Source organism: Vibrio tubiashii ATCC 19109, assembly GCF_000772105.1.
GTDB lineage: Bacteria > Pseudomonadota > Gammaproteobacteria > Enterobacterales > Vibrionaceae > Vibrio > Vibrio tubiashii.
In genome coordinates this window covers 816,519-836,753 of sequence record NZ_CP009355.1, presented here as the reverse complement: position 1 = coordinate 836,753, position 20,235 = coordinate 816,519, and the positions used below count along the sequence as shown (strand labels likewise).

The 20,235-nt window shown below is 43.9% G+C and carries 17 protein-coding genes; 6 read left to right on the top strand and 11 right to left on the bottom strand.

Annotation, left to right across the window (positions count from 1 at the left end; all coding sequences use genetic code 11):
- Positions 1 to 23: 23 nt before the first annotated feature.
- Positions 24 to 626, bottom strand: a complete 603-nt coding sequence (locus IX91_RS18870; RefSeq protein ID WP_004746813.1) for a beta-phosphoglucomutase family hydrolase — start codon at positions 624 to 626, stop codon at positions 24 to 26.
- A 144-nt stretch (positions 627 to 770) separates the two neighbouring features.
- Here IX91_RS18870 and IX91_RS18865 point away from each other — a divergent pair, with 144 nt between their 5' ends.
- Complete coding sequence (locus IX91_RS18865) at positions 771 to 2,531, top strand: methyl-accepting chemotaxis protein (protein WP_004746815.1); 1,761 nt, start codon at positions 771 to 773, stop codon at positions 2,529 to 2,531.
- Positions 2,532 to 2,566: 35 nt separating this feature from the next.
- Here IX91_RS18865 and IX91_RS18860 read toward each other — a convergent pair whose 3' ends face one another.
- The 4 genes from IX91_RS18860 to IX91_RS18845 form a co-directional block, all read right to left on the bottom strand.
- On the bottom strand, positions 2,567 to 2,788 hold the full coding sequence (locus IX91_RS18860; RefSeq protein WP_004746818.1) for a DUF7661 family protein: 222 nt from the start codon (positions 2,786 to 2,788) through the stop codon (positions 2,567 to 2,569).
- A 73-nt stretch (positions 2,789 to 2,861) separates the two neighbouring features.
- Positions 2,862 to 6,014 (bottom strand): efflux RND transporter permease subunit, encoded by a 3,153-nt coding sequence (locus IX91_RS18855; protein ID WP_004746820.1) that lies wholly within the window; start codon positions 6,012 to 6,014, stop codon positions 2,862 to 2,864.
- A 10-nt stretch (positions 6,015 to 6,024) separates the two neighbouring features.
- Positions 6,025 to 7,143, bottom strand: a complete 1,119-nt coding sequence (locus IX91_RS18850; RefSeq protein ID WP_038197333.1) for an efflux RND transporter periplasmic adaptor subunit — start codon at positions 7,141 to 7,143, stop codon at positions 6,025 to 6,027.
- A 100-nt stretch (positions 7,144 to 7,243) separates the two neighbouring features.
- Positions 7,244 to 7,804, bottom strand: coding sequence for a GNAT family N-acetyltransferase (locus IX91_RS18845; protein WP_004746824.1), 561 nt, complete (start codon positions 7,802 to 7,804; stop codon positions 7,244 to 7,246).
- 254 nt (positions 7,805 to 8,058) lie between these two features.
- Here IX91_RS18845 and IX91_RS18840 point away from each other — a divergent pair, with 254 nt between their 5' ends.
- Positions 8,059 to 9,186 carry an acyl-CoA desaturase gene (locus IX91_RS18840; RefSeq protein ID WP_004746825.1) on the top strand — a complete coding sequence of 376 codons (1,128 nt, stop codon included), beginning with the start codon at positions 8,059 to 8,061 and terminating at the stop codon, positions 9,184 to 9,186.
- Positions 9,187 to 9,232: 46 nt separating this feature from the next.
- Here IX91_RS18840 and IX91_RS18835 read toward each other — a convergent pair whose 3' ends face one another.
- From IX91_RS18835 to IX91_RS18820, 4 genes are all read right to left on the bottom strand, one after another.
- A complete protein-coding gene (locus tag IX91_RS18835; protein WP_004746826.1) occupies positions 9,233 to 10,006 on the bottom strand; it encodes a substrate-binding periplasmic protein in 774 nt (257 codons plus the stop codon).
- 192 nt (positions 10,007 to 10,198) lie between these two features.
- Complete coding sequence (locus tag IX91_RS18830; protein WP_004746827.1) at positions 10,199 to 10,705, bottom strand: GNAT family N-acetyltransferase; 507 nt, start codon at positions 10,703 to 10,705, stop codon at positions 10,199 to 10,201.
- A gap of 71 nt (positions 10,706 to 10,776) precedes the next feature.
- Complete coding sequence (locus IX91_RS18825) at positions 10,777 to 12,036, bottom strand: DEAD/DEAH box helicase (RefSeq protein WP_004746830.1); 1,260 nt, start codon at positions 12,034 to 12,036, stop codon at positions 10,777 to 10,779.
- A 35-nt stretch (positions 12,037 to 12,071) separates the two neighbouring features.
- A complete protein-coding gene (locus IX91_RS18820; RefSeq protein WP_038197337.1) occupies positions 12,072 to 12,647 on the bottom strand; it encodes an acyl carrier protein phosphodiesterase in 576 nt (191 codons plus the stop codon).
- Positions 12,648 to 13,224: 577 nt separating this feature from the next.
- Here IX91_RS18820 and IX91_RS18815 point away from each other — a divergent pair.
- The 3 genes from IX91_RS18815 (at position 13,225) to IX91_RS18800 (ending at position 16,626) form a co-directional block, all read left to right on the top strand.
- The gene (locus IX91_RS18815) at positions 13,225 to 14,427 is read left to right on the top strand and encodes an aromatic amino acid transport family protein (protein ID WP_004746834.1); all 1,203 of its coding nucleotides are present in this window, start codon (positions 13,225 to 13,227) and stop codon (positions 14,425 to 14,427) included.
- Positions 14,428 to 14,588: 161 nt separating this feature from the next.
- Complete coding sequence (gene msrB / locus IX91_RS18810; protein WP_004746837.1) at positions 14,589 to 15,725, top strand: peptide-methionine (R)-S-oxide reductase MsrB; 1,137 nt, start codon at positions 14,589 to 14,591, stop codon at positions 15,723 to 15,725.
- Positions 15,726 to 15,879: 154 nt separating this feature from the next.
- Positions 15,880 to 16,626, top strand: coding sequence for a MipA/OmpV family protein (locus tag IX91_RS18800; RefSeq protein WP_004746838.1), 747 nt, complete (start codon positions 15,880 to 15,882; stop codon positions 16,624 to 16,626).
- Between the two features lie 76 nt (positions 16,627 to 16,702).
- Here IX91_RS18800 and dbpA read toward each other — a convergent pair whose 3' ends face one another.
- Entirely contained in the window at positions 16,703 to 18,079 is a 1,377-nt protein-coding gene (dbpA, locus tag IX91_RS18795) for an ATP-dependent RNA helicase DbpA (protein WP_004746841.1), read from the bottom strand.
- A gap of 106 nt (positions 18,080 to 18,185) precedes the next feature.
- Entirely contained in the window at positions 18,186 to 18,839 is a 654-nt protein-coding gene (folE, locus tag IX91_RS18790) for a GTP cyclohydrolase I FolE (protein ID WP_004746842.1), read from the bottom strand.
- A 156-nt stretch (positions 18,840 to 18,995) separates the two neighbouring features.
- On the opposite strand from folE, the gene moeA reads away from it, so the two are divergent.
- Positions 18,996 to 20,231 carry a molybdopterin molybdotransferase MoeA gene (moeA, locus tag IX91_RS18785; RefSeq protein WP_004746845.1) on the top strand — a complete coding sequence of 412 codons (1,236 nt, stop codon included), beginning with the start codon at positions 18,996 to 18,998 and terminating at the stop codon, positions 20,229 to 20,231.
- Positions 20,232 to 20,235: the final 4 nt, after the last annotated feature.

Here is a 20,235-nt window from a genome sequence, read left to right as displayed (position 1 = left end):
CGCTAACTTTAGCGGCTCTTTTATTATTTAATGTACGGATAGAACACAAGTTTATCGCCTTCGACCATCATACAATCCATTTTTGCTGCATGGGCCGCTTGAAGGCCGAGCTTGGTATCTTCAAACACTAGGCAGTTCGCTGGCACTGTGTTCACCAACTCTGCTGCTTGCAAGAAGGTATCGGGATTCGGTTTGTGATTAGCCACATCCGTAGCGGTAACAACAGCGTCTAGCTTATCTATTAGTTTCGCTTTGGTCAGTAGTCTGATCGCGCTTTCTCGTTGGCTTCCTGTACCAACGGCAAGTTTTTTCTTACCAAAGAAGTGGTTAAGAACATTCACCGTACAAGCAATAGGCTCACCATGCTCATCGAGTGAAGCGAACGCATCCATCTTGAATCGCGATACTTCCTTAGGTTCCAACGACATATCATGCTTCTTGTTTACTTCAGCCGCGATCTTATAGCTCGGCATTCCGCCCAAACTATGTAGCCATCGCTCGCAAAACGGAAATCCAAAATGCTCAGCGGTTTGCTGCCAGGCTTTTAAATGTGCAGGCATGGTGTCAATTATGGTACCATCCATATCAAATATGAACGCCTGATATTTCTCTATGTTTTCAAACATTTAATTTTCTCGATTATATGCGCCTGATCAACATTTGCGCTATGCAAAACTAGGAGTATATAGATAATTGATATATTTGCGAATAGCAACTAACATCACATTAACTACCTATAAATCAAATTGTTTAACAAATAAGGTAATCTCATGAATATCAAGAATAAGCTGTATTCATTGGGTGCTGTCGCCATTTTAGGGGTTGTTTCAGTACTATTAACCTCAACTCATTTTGCCCAATCTACCTCAGAACTCAATCACGCAAGTTTATTAGTTGCCAAACTCGAGATTCGACTTCTAAACCTTCGTCGTAATGAAAAAGATTTCCTACTCCGTAAGGATATGAAATATCTCGATAAGTTTAACAAAAATATGGATACTTTTTTGGCGGTTGAGTCTGAGTTATCTACACTATTAACCCAACACTCTTTACCTTCTAGCAGTCAACTTAAACAAGATATTCTTAAATATCAAACAGGCTTTAATACTTTAGTTCAGGCGTTTGATCAACGTGGTTTAAAGCCCGAGGAAAAGCTAGTCGGACGTTACAATTCCGAGCTTACCGGGATTAAACCCTCTCTCTCAAGCGACGAACTTGTTGGACTATTCGAGTTCAATAAACAAGTATTGGAGGGTAAATTAGACACGTCTTTAATACCTACAACTGCTTCATCTCTTAAAGCGGCAGCCCAAGCGTATATCGACCAGAGCACACGAATCGGTCTCAAATACAACGAGGGACTACTCGGTGATACTCGCAATCTATCCCACACTGTAGAAGAACAATTTAAATCGTTCTCATCTTTGCTAAACGACGAAACATCAGCAACAAAAGAGCGGCTCACAACGTTTAAAACTGGTTTTACAACGCTGGTCATTTTAGTTATTTTTGGATTTATCTTTCAAATCTCTCGTACCATCAATCAACAAGTCGCCTCGTTACTTACGGCAATACAAGAGATCGCACGTACCAATAACGTTTCACTACGCGCAAACTTAGCTAAAGATGATGAGTTAGGTGTTATAGGTAACTACTTCAACCGCCTATTAGATGAGTTCGAAAAGCTTATATCAGGTACTCAGGCTAAGTCTGCTGAGTTGTCTCAAAGTACCTCAAATATGCACAATGAACTGCAAAATGTTATTGAGCAGTTCCACACTCAAGCCGACCACACCAGTACTATGGCTACTTCTGTTCAAGAGATGGTCTCTACCATCAGTGAAATTTCAGAAAGTACCGCTGTAGCAGTAGAGGGGGTTCAGCAAGCCTCAGTTAACGCTCAAAATGGTCGTAAAGTCGTTGAAACAACAGTTCAAAATATTGATCAGCTTTCATCTATTTTGGGAAGCAGCCAAGAATCTATCAGTGACCTAAACAATCACGTCGATAAAATTGGCGATGCTGTAAATATCATTCAAGAAATCGCAGAACAAACTAACTTGTTAGCTCTCAACGCAGCCATTGAGGCAGCCCGCGCTGGTGAACAAGGTCGTGGGTTTGCTGTGGTTGCCGATGAAGTGCGTGCACTCGCTAGTCGAACTCACCAGTCAACAGAAGAGATCACCAAAGTGGTTACCGCAATTCAGTCTCAGATGTCGCAAGTGGTGACCAACATCGATCAATGTAATGAGCAAGGCTCTCAAACTCTTGATGCGTCACGTACGCTTGATAGTAGCCTGACGCAAATCATTGATGATATGACCAACATCCAAGCCAACTCTGAACGTATCGCCTCGGCAATTGAAGAGCAAGGCATTGTGATGAATCAAGTGAGTGAATCGATTACCGAATTGAACACAATCTCTGAAGGAAATATGGGCTCGGCTCAGCAGTGTATGAACGAAGTTGACCGTGTCTCTGCGCAAGCCACAGATATGGACAACGCTGTCGCTGAGTTCAAAACGTCTTAATCGGCTCAGCTATCGACAAAGCCCTAACCTGTTGGTTAGGGCTTTATTTTTTCTACCGATGAAAATCTCTCTGTCGCGTTTTCATGATACATATCAGCCAAGTATTGGGCGAGTTGGTCACAATCTATATCACTAGGGATATAGATATCGTAAACCCTTCGGCGAATTGAAGTATCTGATTCTTGATACAGTAACCACTCTTCTCCTTTTCTTTCTACAGACATTTTATTGCCGAACACATTAAAGAAGAGTCTCATGCTTATTCTCCAAATTCTAAATACAAAAAATCCCCTCGCTAATCAGCTGAGGGGATTTTGAATTTACCAAACGTTACTCGTCATCTAAAGGAATCAATTTGGTATTGCCACCATGTGCCTTCTCTCGTCGACGCTGAACGAATGCGTAAAAGCCCGGAATTAAGAATGTACCTGCTAATAGCACACACAACAGGCCACCAATCAACGAAATACCGAGTGAGTTTTGGCTTACATGTCCTGCGCCTGAAGCGAATATCAGAGGGAAAATGCCCAAGATAAACGACCACGACGTCATGTTAACGGCACGGAAACGTAGCTTACCACCTTCTACAGCAGCATCGTCGATTGGAACATCCTTCTCTTCACGCTCCACCTTGGCGAACTCCACAATCAAGATTGCGTTCTTCGCCGCTAGCGCTATAAGTAGAACGAGACCGATTTGCGCATATAAGTTCAGCGGAGTTCCGGTTAAGTTCAACGCAAGGAATGAACCTAGAGTTGCGACAGGCACAACCAATATAATAGCCAATGGAATGGTCCAACTCTCATACTGTGCCACCATGAATAAGTAGATAAAGATGAGCGCTAGAGCGAAAGCGAATATCGCTTGGTTTCCGGCAAGCACCTCTTGGTATGCCATGCCAGTCCATTCATATTGGTAACCCTGCGGTAGCAATTCAGCAGCAACGCGTTCCATCGCTGCAATGGCATCACCACTTGAGTAACCAGGAGCAGGTTGACCTTGAATCACCGCACTACGATACATGTTGTATCGCCATGCAACGTCTGGTTCAAAGATTTGCTCGTAGCTAACCAGTGTACTTAGAGGAATCATTTCCCCACTCGATGAACGTACATGGAAACGCTCTAAGTCTTCCATACCGCGGCGGTGTTCTCCGTCCGCTTGCATCGTCACTTGGAAGTTCTTACCGAATAAGTTGAAATCATTTACATACAACGAGCCCAAGTTACCCTGTAGCGTCTGAAATACGCTAGAGAGAGGAACGCCAAGTTGTTGAGCCTTCTCGCGATCAATATCAACGTAATAGTGAGGGACACTTGCACGGAATGTGCTGAAAGTAAATGCGATTTCTGGCTGTTTGTTCGCCTCTTCGATCATTTGCCCCATCACCATCTCTAGGTCAGTGCGGCTTCTGCCTAGGCTATCTTCAAGCACGAACTCAAATCCGGAAGCCGCTCCCATGCCCGGGACCGCTGGTGCACCCATTGCAAATACAATTGCCTGCGGTAATTCGTTCGCAGCACGAGCGTTAATTCGCTGTCCTATTGCATCAGCTGAGTGTTCCCCTTCTAACGCCTTCCGCGTGTCCCAGTCATGCAGTTTGATAAACAGTGATGCACCATTGGAAGCCGACGCTCCAGTCATAAACGCATAACCGTTTGCAACCGTTACGCCCTCTACGCCTGGCTCTTGCTCAACAATTTTTATGAGCTGTTCTGTGACTTCTTCAGTTCGTGATAATGAAGCCGCATCCGGCAGCTGAACGTTAACCAGTAAGATGCCCTTATCTTCTTGCGGAACAAAGGCAGTAGAGGTTGTTTTAGCAAAGAAACTTACCGCTGCGACGGCCACAATAAAGAAGGTAACCAGTAGCACGCTCTTCTTAACAAGGAAACCTGCCACTTGCCCATAACGAGCGGTTACTTTTTCTAAACCCGCATTAAACGCGGTAAACCAACGAGCTGTGTTGCCACCGCCTTGTTTTAGAACCAGAGAACACAGAGCTGGCGATAGTGTTAACGCATTGATGGATGAGATTACTACCGAAATACAGATCGTTAACGCAAACTGTCTGTACATGATCCCTGTAATGCCCGGCAACATCGCTACTGGCAGGAATACCGCGAGCAAGACTAATGTTGAGGTAATGATTGGCCCTGTTACTTCCTTCATCGCGATCAAAGTTGCCTTTCTCGGACTAATGGAAGGATCCTTGGCCATGGTTGTGTCGACGTTTTCAATCACCAATATGGCGTCATCAACTACAATACCGATGGCTAGAATAAGACCAAACAGGGTTACGGTATTGATGGTGAAGCCGGTGGCTTGCATGATGGCAAACGTACCAATCAAAGACACTGGAATCGCCACGACTGGAATTAGCGTCGCACGCGCACTACCCAAGAAAAGATAGGTAACCGCAATAACCAGCAAGATGGCTTCGATGAGCGTCTTAACTACACCTTTAATCGATTCCGAGACAAATAGCGTTGTGTCATAACTGGTTTCGTACACCATGCCTTCTGGGAAGTTGGTGCTTAACTTCTCAAGCAACTCCATGACCGCCGCACCACTTTCTAGCGCGTTGGCATCTGACTGCAGAGAAAGCACGACTATTGAAGCATCTTGACCACGGAATTTACCTGTACCGTCGTAGAATTTCTTGCCGAGTTCAACTCGCGCAACATCTTTCAAGTAAACAGTAGAGCCATCACTGTTTGCACGTAAAACGACATTTTCAAATTCATCGACGCTTTCCAAACGGCCTTTGGTCACTAGGTTAAACTGAACTTCTTGTGCACTGCTGTATGGCGCTGCACCCACTCGACCTGCGGCTACCTGAACGTTCTGTTCCGCTAGTGCAGAATAAACATCACTTGTGGTCAGGTTTAGATTAGCCATTTTTTCAGGATCTAACCAAACACGCATAGCGTATTCGCCACCACCAATAACGTTAACGTTACTGATACCTTTAACGCGCGCCAACTGATCTTTAACGTTTAGGTTGATATAGTTGATCAGGAACTTGTCATCATACTTACCGTCTGGCGAGTAGAAGTTCAGCACCATCAACATATCTGGTGACTGCTTTTGAACTGTCACTCCAACCATACGTACTTCTTGCGGCAGCTTAGACTCAATCTGCGACACTCGGTTTTGCACGTTTACCTGAGCCATATCAGGGTCTGTACCAACATCAAAGGTCACATTTAAGCTGTACGAACCGTCATTCGCGCTTTTTGAGGACATATAAATCATGTTCTCAACGCCATTAACGGAAGTTTCTATAGGATCGGCTATAGCCTGTTCAACGACTTCTGCACTAGCACCTGTGTAGTAGGCAGAAACGTTAACCGATGGAGGGCTGATTTTTGGGTACTCAGCAACGGGCAAAATCATTAGCGAGATTGCACCTGCGAGCGTAAGTATTATTGAAATGACCAGCGCGAACTTAGGACGCTGGATAAAGAAGCGACTTAACATTTAGACCTCGTTATTCAGCTGCAGACTTTTCGTCAAAACGCACAGGAACGCCATTTCGGATACGTTGTAGGCCCTGGGTAATCACTTGTTCATCTGCGCTAATACCACTTTGAACAATGATTCCCTGCTCAAGCTGTCGACCCAATTCAACATTTCTTCGCTCAGCGACATTGCCTTCCGCAACGACCATGACAAAGTTACCTTCTAGGTCCGTTTGTACTGCACGACGTGGCACAACTACCACATCAGTCGCTTCTTTCTCACGCAACTCAACACGAATATGTTGTCCTGGAAGTAAACGATAGTCTGGGTTGTTTACTACCGCACGCATAGCAAGTGTGCCCGTATTTAGGTCAATACGATTTCCAAGAAAATCAAGCTGACCTAGATATTCATAAGGTTGACCGTTTTCAAGTACAATTTGCACTTCGACTAGATCAACATCGCCGTCCCCTTTGACTCTGTCCATTCCGAGTTCAAGGCGCTCACGCTCACTCACACTAAAGCTTGTATGGATTGGGTCTAAGCTAACCAACGTGGTAAGAATTCCTGACTGTGGAGAGACGAGATCACCCGTGCTCACTTTACTTTGCGCGATTCGGCCTGAAAATGGGGCTTTGATCTGGGTATATGAAAGGTTAACTTCGGCCAAATGCAATTGTGCTTTACCCGCTTCTACTTGAGCCTTAGCACCAAGAAGCGCAGCATTTAAGTTATCGAACTCAGACTGGGAAATGCTGCCTTTAGGTAACAGGTTTTCACCACGCTTAAAATCAAGTTCTGCTTTTTTAAGATTCGCTGTTGCTTGTGCAAGCTCCGCTTTTGCGCTGGCAAGTTGCGCTTCAAAAGAAGATGGCTCAATCGTGTAGAGCAGCTGACCTGCTTCGACCATTTGCCCTTCTTCAAAATGGCGAGATTTAAGGTAACCAGTCACCTGCGCTGTGATGTTGGTATCTTCAACCGCCTCGACACGGCCAATATACGATTTGCTTTGTTGATGAGAAGTGAATTTCGCTTGCTCGGCGACAACCAATTGGGCTGGAACTTGATTTTTTCCTTGTGTAGTTTCGCCGCATCCTACGAGAAAAAGCGCACTACTGAGCGCTGTGAAGAGTATCTTATTTTTCATGAATAGACCGTTAGGTAATTAATAAATGGGCTTATCTAAAACTACCTAACGGCCACAAAGCAAATGTCCGAGAAATATCAGGGTTATAGGCTTATTTGTTTCAACCTGTTACAACGTCTAACTTTATGTGAGATTCAACGCTGCACGTCAAATCATTTCCTGAATTCCATGTATAGACTAACTCTGGAACTTTATTACCACACGGAGCATTCCATAAGCGCTCGAGATGACAGTCACCGCCAAGGTGTTCATAGAAGTCTACAGCTTGTTTGTTGTCTTTCATTACTTCAAGGTAAACTCCGTTATCAGGAAAGTATTGTGCGATCCACTTCGCCATTTCCGAAAGAAGCTTAACCCCAACACCCCTACCCCTATATGAGGGGTCAACATGCAATGCATCAATAATGGTGCCTTTCTCAAAGTCGTGGTTACCGAATGCGCAAATAAACCCGCATAGTAAACCTCCTTCTTCTATAAGAAGAACATGTTGGTTGAAGGGAGGATTGATAAGACGTGTTTGCCAAATAGCCATTCTTTCATCGAGAACTTCGTTCTCAAGAAAGTCTTTGCCCAAAATACCTTGGTAGAACAGCTTCCAGCTCTGAGCATGCAGAGTAGCAATGCGCTCATAGTCGCTATATTCAGCTACTTTTAATTCCATTTATAGTTCCTTATTACTTCCTGTAAGGATTGCTTACCTCTTCATACTATAAAACATTTAACTAAAAGCCAAACATTCTGAAACTAGTTACGCAAGAAATTGAATAATTATCTAGCCAAACCAACGATTACAAACTTAGTTACATATTCGATGCACTAAAGGCGTGAGTTAGACATCAAACTCCTTAATTCCGTTTGACTTACACTTGTACGCTGATATTCTAGCGCACAACTGTTAGCTGAAAGGAAATCACCATGTCGGGCTCTAGCAAACCACCTCTGATTTGGTTAAATGTATTTATCTTCTTATCCTCTTTTATCGTCGCTGTTGCTGTCATGCCCTGGTATGGCATGACCTCGGGTTACGGCGTCGAGCACCTAGTTTGGTTTTTAGTCGCGTTCTCTTTCTGTAACCTTTCAATCACGGCGGGTTATCATCGCCTTTGGTCCCACAAAACCTATGAAGCTCACTGGTCTTTGCGGCTCCTTTTCGCCTTAGGTGGCGCATTTGCACTCCAAAACAGTGCGCTGCATTGGAGTTCGGATCACCGCATTCACCATAAGCATGTCGATAACAACGACAAAGACCCATATTCAGCGAAACGCGGATTCTGGTTTTCCCATATTGGCTGGATGTTGCGAGAGTACAATGCAAATACTTTTGAGAACTACAGCAATTGCCGTGATCTGCAGAAAGACAAAATCGTTATGTGGCAACACAAGTATTACGTACCTTTAGCCATTGCGACTAACTTTGGTATCCCTATCGCGCTTGGATTATTACACGGTGATGTCTTAGGTATGCTTCTAATTGTTGGCGTTTTGAGGTTAGTGCTTAGCCATCATTCGACGTTTTTCATTAACTCTTTGGCGCACATCTGGGGAAGCCAGCCATACACAGACAAGAATACCGCTCGTGATAACGCTGTGCTTGCTGTGTTTACATTCGGCGAGGGTTACCACAACTACCACCATATCTTTGAGAACGACTACCGTAATGGCATCTATTGGTGGCAGTACGATCCTACCAAATGGTTGATCAAATCTTGCTCTTGGTTTGGTCTAACGAAGAAGCTTCGCGTTACGCCTAAGCTGATCATTGAAAAAGCCAAAGCTAAACAATCCCTAAGCACCGCATCGCGAAACATTAGTAAACTGCCTAACGCAGCACTGCTTAACGAAGCGTTGAATAAAGAGTTTGAAGCCCTGATGGGTAAAATGTCTGATTACTACGATGTGCAGAAGCAGGTGCTCGAGGCAAAGAAAAATGACCTTGCCAAGAAGTATGAGAAATCGCTACTTAAACTTCGCTATCAGCAAATGAAGCAAGAGCTTGCCACCCAAAGAAAGAGTTGGGAAAGCATGGTTGCCCAATACGCTTAATATAAAAAACGGAAGCCTCGGCTTCCGTTTTTTATCCCAGTTCTGTTTACTTAATGAAGTCATTTACGATCCTATCTATTTCACCACTTTGCTTCATTTCAGATAGTATTTTGTGATATTCAGCTTTGAAGCTTTCTTTATAAGGATAACCAGAGCCGTTAGTAACAATGCCTAAAAAACCCTGCTCTGAACTAATGGTTGCGCCTTCAATCACGCTTTGACCATCATACTTGCCTTCATTTTGTAATTTCTTAAGCTCCCACTGTATGGATAAAGCATCATTCATATAGCAATCGATGCGCCCAGCGATTAGCTTCAATAGATTCTTAGGCGTCCCTTTGGTTTCAGTTACTTTAATCTGCCCTGCTTTCACTGCTGACCAAAATTCATCGCCACCAGCAGAAAAGCCCGCGTTATTACCGATAGTTAAGCCCATATAATCACCAGGCCAATTTGGCCTAGCAGTGCTTAATACTGACTTTTGGCATACAACAACCAGTTTCTCATCCAAGATTGGTACATCGTATTCCATATAAGGTCTCTGTTCTGGACGCTTATAGGGTGGGTAAAGCGCGAATATTTTACTACCTTCAATTTGAGATAAACCTCGCTTCCAAGGAGTTCCTTTCAAGGTAATGTTATAGTCAGGCATTTTGGCAAAAATGTTTTCTAGGATGACGGTATAAATCCCGGTAAGCCTGCCGCTTTCAACGTAGGAATAAGGTGGGTATGTGTCGTCGCCGTAAATCGTAATATCGGTTTTCGCGACGGCAACACCAGACAGTAAAAGCGTAGATAATAGTGTCAAAAGTAATCTCATCATAGCCCCCAATGAATCTATGGATAAACCTTTGTGCTATCGCTAAGTAATAGTCTATACGGGGGTTAAGTCAAGATATCGAAACCAAGCACAGTGATAGTCATTGAGTAAAGTAGCACTTTAGTTTATTGATAACTAAGAGATCTTTATTGTGGAATTGCTTTGCAGTATTTTACTTAAATGCTTCCGGCTTTACCCGACCAAAAGTCTAAACTCGATACAATCGATCGACTTGCCATGCAGCTCCGCATAATCTTGAACGACTTTCACTGGTTGAAACCCATTATTAGTCAGCACTTTCTGCGATGCAGGGTTTTCTAGTGCAGCGTAAGCAAAAACCTTTTTTATCCCTTTTTGTTCGACTAATTTCGTCACTTCGGAAACAGCCCACTTAGCCACACCTTGGTTCGTTGACGCTTTGCCAACTCGATAACCCAAATGAGCACTGCGACGCACTGAGTCGAGATTAGTCAGATTGATCCTGCCGATGATTTGATTATCAAGACTTTTGATAAGCAGCGGGATCATTTCATTGCATTGATAGTCAAGCAGGAACTCACGGATATGTTGCTGCACACCTTGTATCGAATAAAAACCTTCTTCACGTGGCGGAATAAATTCTTCAAACCAAGCTTTGTTGTCCAGTTCAAACTCCAGCAAGGCTTCAGCATCTTTTAATGTAATGAGTGCCAATTTCACTAACGAGTTCCTTGTCATTATTCCTTGATAAAAGAGCTATGTTTTCGTCAACCAGAGCCCTCTTTATTTTTCTATTTTCTTTTGCCACGATTGGCGTGAATCTTAAGCTTCGCCTTCATTTTGCGCTTGTCTGAGTTACGACCTCTACGACGTGGGGATTTTTCGGGTTCGACTTCTTCTATCAAACTCGGTTCAAAGCCTTGTAACCACTCTTGAGGCAGTTTGCTGTCCAATAAGCGTTCTATTGCTTCGAGTAGGTACTCTTCATCGCGACTCATTAAAGATACCGCAAATCCTTCTTTTCCAGCGCGACCAGTTCGACCGATACGATGAACGTAGTCCTCCGATTTGTATGGCATATCGAAGTTAACGACCTGCTCAAGTTGCTGAATATCGAGACCACGAGCGGCTACATCGGTAGCAATAAGCGCTCGTACTTGGCCTGACTTAAAATCATCCAGCGCTTTCTGACGTGCTCCTTGGCTTTTATCGCCATTGATCGAAGCTGCTTTGATGCCGTCAAGTTTAAGCTCTTTCGCCAGTGCATCACTCCCTTGCTTGGTTTTAGTAAACACCAGCACTTGTTGCCAATTTCTTGAGCCAATTAAGTACGCCAACAGTTCAGCTTTGCGTTTTTTATCAACCGGATACACCATCTGCTTTACTGTTTCGGCCGTACTATTGGAAGGGGTTACTTGAACTTCTACCGGCTCATTGAGCATTTTATAAGCGATGGTTTTGATACGTTTATCAAAGGTTGCAGAAAAGAACAGAGTTTGACGCTCTTCATTGCAGCGCTTAAGGATGCGTTTGATATCTGGCATAAAGCCCATATCCAACATTCGGTCTGCTTCATCCAGTATTAAGTATTGCGTTTTGAACAAGTTGATGTTTTTGCAGAACATATGATCGAGCAGACGCCCGGGTGTAGCAATGAGTATGTCACACCCCTCGCTCAGGTTACGAGTCTGTACGTTCATGCTTGTACCACCGTAGGCAGTGACGATTTTTATTGTCGTCTCTTGCGCATATTGAACTAAGTTATCGTACACCTGTTGAGCTAACTCACGTGTTGGGACAAGGACCAGAGCGAGCACATCGTTGCTTTGAGGATCGCGCTTCACATCGGACGCAAGTAGCTTATGCAATATTGGCAGGCCAAAGGCCGCGGTTTTACCCGTTCCGGTCTGAGCACCAGCAAGGACATCTGCACCCTCAAGAACATGTGGAATAGCCTGAGCCTGTACTTCGGTTGGTTGGCTAAAACCGAGTTTGTCAGTGGTTTGGGTAAGTGTTGAGCAAAGCCCTAGTGCTTCAAATTGTGTCGACATGCGCGTAACCTTTAATTGCAAGGCGGACGATTCTATCAAAAACTTTTGCTCGCAGTTAGCACATCAGGGTAGAAGGTGGAAAATGTCTCAACCAAGTGGTCATAATTTCGCTCAATATGGGGAAAACAGTCACTCAACCGTGACATTCTCGGGGATCGAGCAGACATTCGTTGCAAAGCATATTCAATATTGTCTAGATGTTGATAAGACTCCAACCAGCGCCCTTGCCACATCGCGGTGGAGACACGTAAAAACCTTTCTGGTAGTTCATTGTGGCTGTCGAGAGACACTCGATGCTCTGCTTGTTGGCAAAACTCATTCAGTGAGTTTGAGTGGAACTGACTCCACTGGTTCGCTAAGCAGTGGTCCCAAAACATATCCAAAGCGATACCTGAAAAGCGCCTTACTCCATTTGGAAATAAGCCTTTTACTTCGAGAACTTGCTCATGATGATCTGTGAATGAATCGACATATCGGTGCAGGCGCACGCCTTGGGAAACGTTGTTAGGAAACTGAGAGTCAGGATTACCTTTTACAAAGTCACCAAGCAAGTTGCCAAGTAAATTCGAATCGCAATGATCTGCAATATGTAAGTGAGCGAGATAGTTCAATCGATTAGCCTTGCTAATAACACCTTGACCAATAAAAGCACAAAGCCAGCGCGAATGCACTGGCTCTTTCTGTTTGCTACCTCAGTAGCGATATCATCGTTGAAGAATTGTTATTTGAAGATTTCTTCTGCGAGTTCTTCAATTGACTGCTCATAATCTGAGAGCTCAAAGCCAATTTCCATCGCATCTAATAGCTCAAGGCATTCTTCGTTTACTGTTTGGTCACTCATTCTGACCTCCTTAATAAAAACACTTCTTAAGACCCATAAGCAAGCCTTAACTTGAATATGTGGATCTATTGTTCCTTTTTAAACCACTTATATGACAGTTTTTTGAAAGGGAAAAGTAAATTGTGGCCACGATTTGAAACCAATCCCAAGTAAACGATTACGTCATGGGTAAACTTCACTCTGTACATCAATATTTACACTTATGGTAATTTAACTGTACAAAAAGCTTGATTGTGTTTGAATTATTTTACACAATCACACCATTGGTAGTTATTAATACCATATATTGAACATTTAATAGCCTATATAGCTACAAAAGCACATTACAACGTAAAGATTATTATACAATGACAAAATCAAAGGTATTGGGTAGTACTTTGATCATTGCAGGCACCACTATTGGTGCAGGCATGCTGGCACTGCCACTCGCATCCGCCGGAATCGGTTTCTCTACATCTCTAATGATCATGATCGCATTGTGGGCCCTAATGGCTTACACCGCGCTGTTAATGATTGAAGTCCACCAGCATGCTGAACAAGATGCGACCTTGCATACATTAGCTAAGCAGTTTCTCGGCACCAAAGGCAAGTGGGTCGCGAGTTTTGCAATGATGTTCTTATTCTATGCCCTGTGTGCTGCGTACATTGCTGGTGGCGGCGCTCAATTCGCTGACCGTATTGCCGGTTTCACCAACATAGAAGTTTCAAACACGACATCTACCTTGATTTTCACCCTCATCGTTGCGTCTGTTGTGACTATTGGCACTGCTACGGTAGATAAGGTGAACAGAGTGCTGTTTTTGGTCAAGATTGTCGCGATGGCGATGGTGCTCACCTTCTTAGCGCCAAACGTCACAGAGTCTTACCTTTTGAGCATGCCTGTAGAACAAGGATTGGTCATCGCAGCCATTCCTGTGATCTTTACTTCATTTGGATTCCACGGCAGCATTCCTGCCATTGTGAATTACCTTGATGGTCATACCCCTTCACTGCGAAGAGCGATTTTAGTCGGTTCTGCTATTCCTCTAGTTATTTATGTGTTTTGGCAAGTGGTAACGCTTGGTGTTGTAAACCAATCTACGCTGCTTGAAAACCAAGGTCTTAGTGCATTAATTTCAACACTCGCAACAACAGTTCACGCTTCTAGCCTAGGCCAAACCATTGGTATTTTCGCTGACTTAGCCCTACTGACCTCTTTCTTGGGCGTAAGTTTAGGTTTGTTTGAGTTCTTAGGGGATACCCTGAAGAAACAAGAAAAAGGCAATTCACGTGCACTAGTTGGTATGATCACTTTCCTTCCACCAATGGGATTCGCACTCTTCTACCCACAGGGCTTTATCATGGCGCTTGGTTATGCCGCTATTGCACTTGTCGTTCTCGCAATCTTTTTACCAATATTGATGGTAAAGAAGGCACGCGCTCAATCTGATGCAGAGCACTATCAGGTGCTTGGTGGTAATCTAGGTCTAGCGATTGGAAGTACAGTGGGCGTATTGATTATTGGTGCACAGGTTCTTATTACGGCAGGTTTCCTACCCGCTTTAGGTTAATCCTTATTAGTACAGTCCAGAATTCAAAGAAAGACGCCTATATTGGCGTCTTTTTTGATCTGTTTTCAGCGAACATGGATAAAACTTGTATCTACTTAGTAATTTTTTGCCCTCTAGCCCGTTCTTATTAATCGATAACGAAAACAATCGATGAGGTTGATATGAAAGTGAAGTTTAAGTTTGTCCTATCCGCTCTCGCAGCCGTAGCTGCCCTTGCCTCTTTTGTAGGCACTGCAGAAAGTGACATGCCCAAAACCACAACTTCAAATGGATATGAAGTTGCCACACTAGCAGGAGGCTGTTTTTGGTGTACAGAGTCAGACCTAGAGAAGTTTAACGGCGTATTGGACGTTGTTTCTGGGTATTCAGGTGGCGATTTACAAAACCCAACCTATAAGCAAGTATCGTCAGGAAAATCCGGTCATATTGAAGTCATAGAAGTAAAATATGATCCAAAAGCGGTTAGCTATGAACAGATTCTTGACCAGTTCTTCCGCCATATCGATCCTACGGATAATAAAGGTTCATTTGTCGACCGTGGACGCCACTATCGACCTGCGATCTTTTATCATAACGATGAACAAAAAATGATCGCTGAGCAATTTATGGCTGAGATCGATGCATTGGGTATATTCAAGAAACCATTAAAAACGGAACTGATTAAATTCGAAAAGTTCTGGCCGGCTGAGAATTACCACCAAGACTATTACAAGCGTAATAAAGTTCGTTACAACTACTATCGATATGCTTCGGGTCGCGACCAATATCTCGATGAAATCTTTGGTGAAGATCGCGAAGAAAATCCAGTGACATTGCGTCAATTGATCGATGAGAAAAATGCTGTCGCCAACATCAAAGCGTACAATAAGCCTTCAGATAAGCAGATCAAGGCGAAGCTGACGAACTTACAGTACTATGTCACTCAAAAAGAAGGGACAGAGCGTGCCTTCGATAATGAATATTGGGATAACAAAGAAGCTGGTATTTACGTCGATATCGTTTCTGGTGAGCCACTATTCTCGTCGACAGATAAATATAAGTCAGGTACGGGTTGGCCGAGTTTTACCAAGCCAATTAATGAAGGTTACATTGTCACTAAAACAGACTATCACCTTCTTTATCCAAGAACTGAAGTACGAAGCCGTTTTGCCGACTCACACTTGGGTCACGTATTTAAAGACGGACCAGCCCCAACAGGTCTGCGCTACTGTATGAATTCTGCGGCGATGAAGTTCATCCCTGTTTCAGAGTTAGAAAAAGAAGGCTACGCAGAGTACCTATATTTGTTCGACAGTTAATCCATCCAAACGTCGACCAAGGAGCCAATTCCCATCAGAATTGGCTCTTTTCTTATCTAGTCTCACATCAAAACTATTGATTATTTTTTCTGTTTTTATGCAATTTATTTGCTCGATACCCTTTCTCCTATTTGTGAAGACAAGGAGAATCACAATGAGTTTAAATATCAAAGCAGTTACATTAGGAGTACTCGCGGCTACCTTTGGCGTTACCAATGCTCATGCAAACGCCAACGAGCAGTACTATGATTTTGGTTTTGTCGGAGCGAGCGGCACTTTCGGCCAATCTGTATTTACTGACGGTGATAAGGGACAAGCCTCTGCAGAGCCGAACCTGTTTTATAACGGTAAATATGGCTTTATTGATGGCAGCTTAGTTAACGTTTCCGTGTTGCCGTATCTTGGTATTTCAGGTCAATGGCGATTTTCAGAAGTATCTAACGATTTTGATGACCTTCCTAGTGGCATTCAAGATCGCGATGGCAATGGTGAACTTGGTGTGACAATCGGTACGGTAGGTGCGCGATTAACCTTTCTTCATGATGTCACAAGTGAGCATAAAGGATATGAAGTTCAACTTCATCTAGGTCGAACGCTAGATTTGCCTTTCGAAAACTTTACTCTCACCCCATATGTTGAGGTCGACTACCGTGACAAAAAACTCTCACAGCACCTTTATAATGTTAGCCCTCTTGAAGCGAGCCAGTCTCGATTCAGTGCATTTGAAGCGAAGCAATCTTGGGTTTATCAAGCGGGTTTGATTAGTATCTATACCCTCACACCGGATTGGCTTGGCTTAGCTAAGCTCGAGCTACAACATCATGATTCAAATAGCCCGCTAGTGCAGCGTGATTTAGGTTGGGTAGTAAGTCTTGGTGTGGTCTATAAGTTCACTGATTAACGACCAATAAGCCTAACCGCGCAGAAAATAAACCCCAGTGGCTCTTCGCCTACTGGGATTTTTACTATAGTGGCTTTTATTTCATAACTCGAGCTTTGAAGTTACGACCTTTCATTTTACCGGTTTGAAGCTGTTTAAGGGCAGCTTTAACAATGTCATGTTCAACGGCGACATAAGAGACCATTGGCAAAATATTGATCTTACCGATCTTCTTACCATCGATCCCCGCTTGCTTAGTCAGTGCGCCTAAGATGTCCCCTGCGCGTACTTTCTGCTTTTTGCCACCCAAGATTTGTATTGTTTGCATCTTAGGATAAAAAGGACGCTCAACTGGTTTTTCGGGCAATTGTGAAGGCGTAATCGCAATATCCATGTACTCATCGATACGAGCCACGCGATACTCTTCTTTCTCACTATAGAAACTAAATGCTACTCCTTTTGAGCCTGCGCGCCCTGTACGGCCAATACGGTGAACATGCACCTCTGGATCGCGAGATAGCTCAAAGTTAAATACAGCATCAAGGTTATCAACATCCAAGCCACGCGCCGCAACGTCTGTCGCAACCAGAATTGAAATACTCTTGTTGGCAAACATGGTTAACGCTTGTTCACGCTCACGTTGCTCCATATCACCATGCAACTCAACTACGCTAAAGCCTCGATGGCTTAGCTCATCTGTGACGTTTTGTACTTCTTTCTTGGTGTTACAGAACACCACTGAAGATTCAGGTTTATGAGTCAGCAGCAATGTTTCCAGTGCATCGTCGCGTACTTCAGTTGTATCTAGCTTGTAGAATCGCTGCTCAATAGTGCTCTTTTGATGAGTCGATTCTACTTTTACCATTTCTGGGTTAACCATCACCTTGGCGGAAAGTGATTCAATATTGTCAGGGAACGTCGCACTGAATAACAGTGTTTGGCGCTTAGTTGGCGCAACGTCGATGATGGTATCAATTGCATCTTCAAAACCCATCTCAAGCATTCGATCAGCTTCATCAAGCACAAGCGTATTAAGCTCATCAAGACTAATACGCCCTTTTGACATATGGTCTAGAATTCGACCCGGCGTACCCACCAAAATATGTGCGCCATGCTCCAACGAGCCAATCTGAGGCCCCATTGGCATACCGCCACATAGGGTCAGAACTTTAATATTATGAATACCACGCGCTAAGGTACGAATCTCTTTCGCCACTTGGTCGGCAAGCTCACGAGTTGGACAAAGAACCAAGGTCTGAACTCGGAATCGTTGCACGTTTAGGTTGCTCAATAAGCCCAATGAAAACGTCGCTGTCTTACCTGAACCTGTTTTTCCCTGACCAATCACATCTTTGCCTGCCAATACCATTGGTAGAGCCTGCTGCTGAATAGGAGTCATTTGGGTGTAGCCCAAGCTATCGAGTGTTTCTAGCAGTTCGCTACGAAGACCAAGCGTTTTAAATGTAGTCGTCACAATATTAACCTTAGTGGTTTATCGAAAGTATCTTACTCTCGATTCAAAAAGTAAAAACCGCCTCAATAGAAGCGGTTTTGAATAAGTCGATAACCTAATCGCTGCCCTATCGAATCCCGTGAAGGAACTCGTGTCTTGTTGCAGGATTAGATTTAAAAATGCCGCCTAATGCAGTCGTTGTTGTTTCGCTAGTCGCATCCATAACGCCACGCGACTTAACGCAGTAATGCGTTGCATCGATTGTTACCGCCACATCATCCGATTCTAATAGCGTTTGTAGAGCTACCAAAATCTGCTGCGTCATACGTTCTTGAACTTGTGGACGCTGCGCGAAAAAGCGAACAATGCGATTAATTTTCGAAAGACCAATGATCTTACCACGAGGGATGTAAGCGACCGCCGCTCGCCCATCAATCGTTACAAGGTGATGCTCACAGGTACTTGTCACGGTAATATCTTTAACGCGAACCATTTCGCTCACGTCCATTTTGTTTTCGATCACCGTGATTTTCGGGAAGTTTGAATAGTCTAAACCAGAGAAGATTTCATCCACATACATCTTCGCGATACGATGCGGTGTTTCTTCAAGACTGTCATCGGTAAGGTCAAGCTCTAGTAGAGAGAGAATTTCACGCATATGGTGCTGAATTTTCTCTTTTTTCTCTTCTCGATTGAACTGATTAGGAGCCATTGGCGTCTCTAATCCTCGACGTTCTAGCGCATCTTTTACCAACTTTGCGGATTCGCTAAGACCTGACATACCACTTCCTCTTATTTACCCCTTTAGGATGGCTGACAAGGATACTCGGATTTTTGAATAATTACACCCATATTTTATCGGAGGTCATTATTGCACAAGGCTTTCTGTGGTAGAGTGACCTGATTAGCTAACAATAATAAAAGAGTAGGATTATTTATGGGATGCTGTGACGCACCTGGCTTGATGCCAATCGAAGAAGCGATGGATAAAATGCTGTCGCCAATCAAACCTATCCAAACGACCTTGCAACTCCCACTTGCTGAAGCTATTGGTTTTGTCTTAGCAGAAGACATTCTTTCTCCTATTTTTGTCCCTCCTTTTGATAATTCAGCGATGGATGGCTACGCGCTTCGCCTAGCGGATCTTGCACAAAACAATGTTATGCCACTGGCTGGAAAGTCTTTTGCAGGTCAACCATTTGATGGGGAATGGCCGCAAGGAACATGTATTCGTATTATGACCGGAGCAAAGATTCCAGACGGTTGTGATGCAGTGATTATGCAAGAGAACACCGAAGTACTCGAACAAGGGATCCAGTTCAATCAAAGCGACGTAAAACCGCAGAACAACATCCGACCTATGGGTGACGATATCAAGCAAGGTGACGTTGTGCTTAACAAAGGCGCTCGTCTCACCTCTCGTGATATTCCTATGATTGCCACTTTGGGCATCAGCCATGTGACCGTTGTGCGTAAACCGCGCGTTGCCTTTTTCTCGACAGGTGATGAGCTGAAACCACTGGGTGAACCACTAGCTGAAGGTCAGATTTACGACAGCAACCGTTACGGTATTAAGCCACTGATTGAAAACTTTGGTTGTGAAGCGATTGATCTTGGGATTATTCCTGATTGTCCTGAAACCCTCAAAGCGACGTTTGAAAAAGCTCAATCTCTCGCGGATGTGGTGGTGACTTCGGGCGGTGTCAGCGTAGGTGAAGCCGATTACACGAAAGACATTCTTGAAAAACTTGGTCAAATTGGATTTTGGAAGCTGGCAATTAAACCGGGTAAACCTTTCGCATTCGGCAAACTTTCTACTGCTTGGTTCTGCGGTTTGCCTGGTAACCCTGTATCAGCCGTATTAACCATGTATGTGCTAGTACAGCCACTACTGGCTAAATTAGCAGGGCACACTGAGTGGGCAGCGCCTGAGTCTATTCCTGCGACGACACGCAGCGCATTTAAAAAAGCACCTGGTCGTACAGACTATCAACGTGGCATCTACTCAATCGAAGATGGCAAATTTGTTGTCGAAACCACAGGTAACCAAAGTTCAGGCGCATTCCGTTCTATGAGCTTAGCTAACTGTTTTGTCGTTCTTGAGCGTGAGCGTGGTCGTGTTGAAGTCGGTGAGACAGTCAACATTCAGCTATTCAACCCGACCCTATACTAGAGGT

Coding starts and splice junctions, on each gene's coding strand:
- moeA (WP_004746845.1), top strand. CDS start 18,996: ATGGGATGCTGTGACGCACCTGGCTTGATGCCAATCGAAGAAGCGATG.
- IX91_RS18850 (WP_038197333.1), bottom strand. CDS start 7,143: ATGAAAAATAAGATACTCTTCACAGCGCTCAGTAGTGCGCTTTTTCTC.
- msrB (WP_004746837.1), top strand. CDS start 14,589: ATGAAAGTGAAGTTTAAGTTTGTCCTATCCGCTCTCGCAGCCGTAGCT.
- IX91_RS18870 (WP_004746813.1), bottom strand. CDS start 626: ATGTTTGAAAACATAGAGAAATATCAGGCGTTCATATTTGATATGGAT.
- folE (WP_004746842.1), bottom strand. CDS start 18,839: ATGTCAGGTCTTAGCGAATCCGCAAAGTTGGTAAAAGATGCGCTAGAA.
- IX91_RS18815 (WP_004746834.1), top strand. CDS start 13,225: ATGACAAAATCAAAGGTATTGGGTAGTACTTTGATCATTGCAGGCACC.
- IX91_RS18825 (WP_004746830.1), bottom strand. CDS start 12,036: ATGTCGACACAATTTGAAGCACTAGGGCTTTGCTCAACACTTACCCAA.
- IX91_RS18840 (WP_004746825.1), top strand. CDS start 8,059: ATGTCGGGCTCTAGCAAACCACCTCTGATTTGGTTAAATGTATTTATC.
- IX91_RS18865 (WP_004746815.1), top strand. CDS start 771: ATGAATATCAAGAATAAGCTGTATTCATTGGGTGCTGTCGCCATTTTA.
- IX91_RS18855 (WP_004746820.1), bottom strand. CDS start 6,014: ATGTTAAGTCGCTTCTTTATCCAGCGTCCTAAGTTCGCGCTGGTCATT.
- IX91_RS18835 (WP_004746826.1), bottom strand. CDS start 10,006: ATGAGATTACTTTTGACACTATTATCTACGCTTTTACTGTCTGGTGTT.
- IX91_RS18860 (WP_004746818.1), bottom strand. CDS start 2,788: ATGAGACTCTTCTTTAATGTGTTCGGCAATAAAATGTCTGTAGAAAGA.
- IX91_RS18845 (WP_004746824.1), bottom strand. CDS start 7,804: ATGGAATTAAAAGTAGCTGAATATAGCGACTATGAGCGCATTGCTACT.
- IX91_RS18800 (WP_004746838.1), top strand. CDS start 15,880: ATGAGTTTAAATATCAAAGCAGTTACATTAGGAGTACTCGCGGCTACC.